Raw genomic sequence first — 4,392 nt, 5'->3', positions numbered from 1 at the left:
CCACACATCTTTTGGAGGCAGGTACCGACCTGCGATACATTCAGCTACTATTGGGACACAATTCCACAAAGACGACCGAGATTTACACCCATGTAGCTAGCAATACGTTTAATTCTATTACAAATCCCCTGGATATGTAAGAATTATATGTAGATTTGATGGAATAAATATAATGGGGATAAACACCATGGTGTTTACCCCACCGTTGTAGCTAATTTGAGCAAAAAATGACATTTATAACAAACCTCGAATGAAAAAAACAATTATCATTTTGATCTTAACTCTGACCAATTTTGCATTTGGACAGAATAACTTATCTGAAAAAGTTTCGGAATCTTTCAATACTGACAATAGAGACAAACTTGACAGCATCGCAAAACAATTAAACTATAAAGGTGGCGACCAAATAAAAGTCCTGACTATGTTCACTATCAATGAGGAAGGAAAAGTAGTTGACATTAAAGCTCGTTCAGTTCATCCTTTGTTTGAAAAAGAAGCGATAAGAATTATAAATGAACTCCCGAAAATGACACCAGCAGAATACAACGGAAAATTAATTAGCCAAAAATACTCATTGCCAATTGTATTTGAAATAGAAACAGAAAGCGCAAAAAATAAACGACTGAAAAAAGAAGAAAGAAAACGACAAAGAGAATTGAAAAAAGAAAAAAACTAGCTACAACACCGGCTATAGTTCATTGCTTCTGACTTTCCTCGCGGAAAGTACTCGCAAATTTGCTATCTTCGGTTCACGGCGGAAAATCCTAGCGGATTTTCACGCAACGAAACCATAGCCAAACCGTTGTGCGTAAGTCTACCAAAAATCAAAATTGATACGAAAATCTATTCTCATATTAACTATTTTGATAATCAGTTGTAAAACTGAAAATAAAAAAACGGAATTTATTGAAAAACAAATTTCTGTAGCAAATACTATATCCGAAACCGAAGAAATAGATTATTGGCAACATAGTGAATTTAAAGTCACGCGTTCTAACAATGAAAATGGAAAGCAAATTACGATTGATTCACTTCACTTTGACATTCTAAAAAGATATTTTAAAACTGACAGCACCAAGCTATTGTTTGTTCAGTATGATGATTTTGTTAATGATACAATTATCTATAAAAAATATTATAAAAACGGGAACTTAAAAGAAATAAAGAAATATACCTACAGGAAGTTTATTCCAATTGGAAACTGGACTTATTATAACTCTGACGGCACAATCAAAAAAACAATTGACCATTCATTGAAATATAAAGTATCGTTTCAAAAGGCAATGGGATTGGTCAAAGAAAATGGAATAAAAAAACCTTACGAAACTCAAATTTATAAAGACAGTCTATATTGGGAAATTATGAACTGGAAAAATGTAGAATTCGATACTATTTCAAATGAAGGAATTGACCAAGGGAAAGGAATCTTAATAAATCGTGAGAATGGAAATATTGAAAAAGTAGAACGAAAAAGAAAATGGGTAACGTAAAAAAACCTACGCACAACACAGTGTATAATTCATTGCTTCCGATTTTCCTCACGGAAAATCCTCGCAACTTTATTATCTTAGTTTCTTAACCCGAAAATCCTAGCGGATTTTCACGCAACGAAACTATACACAAACCGTTGTAACCAATTTAGAATCCGACCTCTAAAGAATGTTATTTATAAAAAAACACAATCTTGTATCTGATAAACCAATTGATATTGTTCGGAATGATTTGAAATCACCAACTACAAAATTAACAGTAACACAATTGAGCGAGACAAAATTATATGGATATATGCAAAACACTCACGGGAAAGGTTATAACATTATATCTGTTATAGATTTAAAAGAAAAAGCGGACAGAAAAACAATCATTGAAATTAAAAACGAATTTGACTTATTAACTAACTTGTTTCTGATAGCAACGTTTGTCGGACTTTGGGGAGTTGCTATTTACAAATTAACTAATGGAGCAGATATTTTGAGTTTTGAATTGATTTTAATGCTGACTTTTCCAATTATTGGTGTTTTGATAACAAAGTCATCATTTGAAATTTATGAAAAAAGACTAATGAAAATTTACTCAGCGTTACTGAAAAATGAAAAACCAAATTAAAAAACTGGTTACAACACCATGTATAATTCATTGCTTCCGATTTTCCTCACGGAAAATCCTCGCAACTTTATTATCTTAGTTTCCTAACACGAAAATCCTAGCGGATTTTCACGCAACGAAACTATACACAAACCGTTGTGTACAATTATGAAAAACATCCTGCTTATCATTTTAATTTCTGTTTCAACTTCGAGTTTTTCGCAAGTTAAAATTGACACATCTGAAATTAAATCAATACGATATGAATGGAAACTTAACAAAACAAAAAACGACTCAACTCTAAATCAAATTCTGACTGAATACAAAAGTGGAATTTATAAAGAAGCCTTCCCTGATTTCAAAAAAGAGCATCACAAATTCCCTTTTATAAATATATTTGAATCTAAAACCGATTTTCTGAATAGAGAGATTAAGCAAAATTTAAAAGTTCACTACTATTCTGTTTTAAGAGGAGAAAGCAAATTTTTTTATGATAAAAAAGGTGATTTAGATAGCATCTATCAAAACTATTACAGAGATTCTTTAACAGAATGGAAATACAAGATTAAAAAGGATTATGGAAAAAATGGAAAGCTTAAATTACTAATAAATAAATTCGGAGAAAAAGTTGAATATTTCTATAATCTTTCTGGCAACTTAAAGCGGATTGAAAAATCAAATGATTCGGTTACTTTCTTGAAGGAATATTATAAAAGTGGAAGAATAATTAAGCTTATATACCGAAATGGAAATGAATTCACTTATAAATACGATAAAAGTGGACGCATTTTAGAACGAAACGAGTTTACAGATATTTTCTATTACAATTACAGCAACGGACTTTTGACCTCAATAGACAAATATCTTTCAAAATACAATAAGCTCTACGAAAGAACAACCTTTCAATATAATGAAAGCAGAATTTTAATCAATAAAAAGGATTACAAAATGTATAGAGATAAACCAAAACTTGTAAATGAATATTTTTATACATATAAATAACTGTACACAACACCGTATAAAAATAATGCGTAGTTTAGTCCATAACCAAGAGTTAGTGCGTATTTGGTCACTCTGATTTTCCTGCGGAAAATCCTCGGACACAAAACCGCACTATTCTTATACAAACCGTTGTATGCAATTAACTCTCTATGCTTAAAGACATATTTATAAAATCTAACCTCTTCCCTCCTTACCCCAACGAAGAGGATGAAATCAACCCAGGACGCTTTGGTAAAAAACTAGCAGAATTTATAAAACAAAACTTAGAACAAAATAACATTCAAGTTGCTGACATCTATCCAACGGACTATGCTTATGAAATGCGTTTAGATCAATATAAATTCTCTGTGTATCTAATAACTGGTAATATTGACGAAGAAACTGACCAGTTTATTGTAACGATAAAACCCAATAAAGAATTCATAAGAAAACTATTTAAAAAAATTTCTACAAAAGAGACTTTAGAACCAATCTATTCAACCATCTTAAATTCATTTGAGATGCATCCTGACATTCAAATACTAAAAGAATAAAAACAGCATACAACACCGTGTATAATTCATTGCTTCCGATTTTCCTCACGGAAAATCCTCGCAACTTTATTATCTTAGTTTCTTAACACGAAAATCCTGCGGATTTTCACGCAACGAAACTATACACAAACCGTTGGCAGCAATGTCCTGGATGAAAAATAAACTAAAAATAATTTTGAAAATAAAACTTAACTATCACTTGCTAATCGTTGCAATCGCTTTTCTTATTTTCACATTTAGCATATTGACTGAATCATATAAATATTTCATAAAAAACAAATTCTTCGAAGGATATATAATAGCCTTTCAAGTAATTGTTTTTGATATTATTGGCTTATTACTTACCATCCCCTATTTGATCAAAAAAGACTTTAAAAATTTAACAATAACTGGACTTTTTTATGGTCTATTGACACTAATAGGATTTCTAGGTTTTAATATTTCATTAGTGCTTTTACCAATCCTTTCAATCATTGCGACTGCTACCATGTTAAGATTAACTTTTAATAAAAAACACAGCTGCCAACAATATGTAACATGCATTGCTTCTGATTTTCCTGCGGAAAATCCTCGCATGCACTAATTGTTGTTTCCGTTTAGCTATCTTTAATCCCAAAACCAAACGCAACGGCAGTGTTACATAAGCCGTTGGCAATAATTTATGAAAATCATAATGGAAGAAGAACCTTTGATATTTGAAGAAAAAGGATTTCCTTCAATCCGAGTATTTAATAATCATTTTGAAATAAAAGCAATTGATTATTGGGAATAT

At 30.9% G+C, this 4,392-nt stretch carries 7 protein-coding genes; all 7 read left to right on the top strand.

Annotated features, from left to right (window positions below; translation table 11 throughout):
• A partial coding sequence (locus tag ZA06_RS16835) for a tyrosine-type recombinase/integrase (protein WP_157503013.1) occupies positions 1-140 on the top strand: 140 nt, incomplete at its 5' end.
• Between the two features lie 110 nt (positions 141-250).
• Positions 251-676 (top strand): energy transducer TonB, encoded by a 426-nt coding sequence (locus ZA06_RS16645; protein ID WP_053978624.1) that lies wholly within the window; start codon positions 251-253, stop codon positions 674-676.
• 154 nt (positions 677-830) lie between these two features.
• The gene (locus ZA06_RS16640; RefSeq protein WP_157503334.1) at positions 831-1,490 is read left to right on the top strand and encodes a hypothetical protein; all 660 of its coding nucleotides are present in this window, start codon (positions 831-833) and stop codon (positions 1,488-1,490) included.
• 169 nt (positions 1,491-1,659) lie between these two features.
• A complete protein-coding gene (locus tag ZA06_RS16635) occupies positions 1,660-2,106 on the top strand; it encodes a hypothetical protein (protein ID WP_053978622.1) in 447 nt (148 codons plus the stop codon).
• A gap of 147 nt (positions 2,107-2,253) precedes the next feature.
• Positions 2,254-3,087 carry a hypothetical protein gene (locus ZA06_RS16630; RefSeq protein WP_053978621.1) on the top strand — a complete coding sequence of 278 codons (834 nt, stop codon included), beginning with the start codon at positions 2,254-2,256 and terminating at the stop codon, positions 3,085-3,087.
• Positions 3,088-3,236: 149 nt separating this feature from the next.
• Positions 3,237-3,620 (top strand): hypothetical protein, encoded by a 384-nt coding sequence (locus ZA06_RS16625; protein ID WP_053978620.1) that lies wholly within the window; start codon positions 3,237-3,239, stop codon positions 3,618-3,620.
• Positions 3,621-3,771: 151 nt separating this feature from the next.
• Positions 3,772-4,203 carry a hypothetical protein gene (locus ZA06_RS16620; protein WP_157503332.1) on the top strand — a complete coding sequence of 144 codons (432 nt, stop codon included), beginning with the start codon at positions 3,772-3,774 and terminating at the stop codon, positions 4,201-4,203.
• The last annotated feature ends 189 nt before the right edge of the window (positions 4,204-4,392 follow it).

Source organism: Mangrovimonas xylaniphaga, from assembly GCF_001280435.1.
GTDB lineage: Bacteria > Bacteroidota > Bacteroidia > Flavobacteriales > Flavobacteriaceae > Mangrovimonas_A > Mangrovimonas_A xylaniphaga.
Note: the sequence above shows the minus strand (reverse complement) of the source record. Positions and strands in the feature narration are given on the sequence as shown.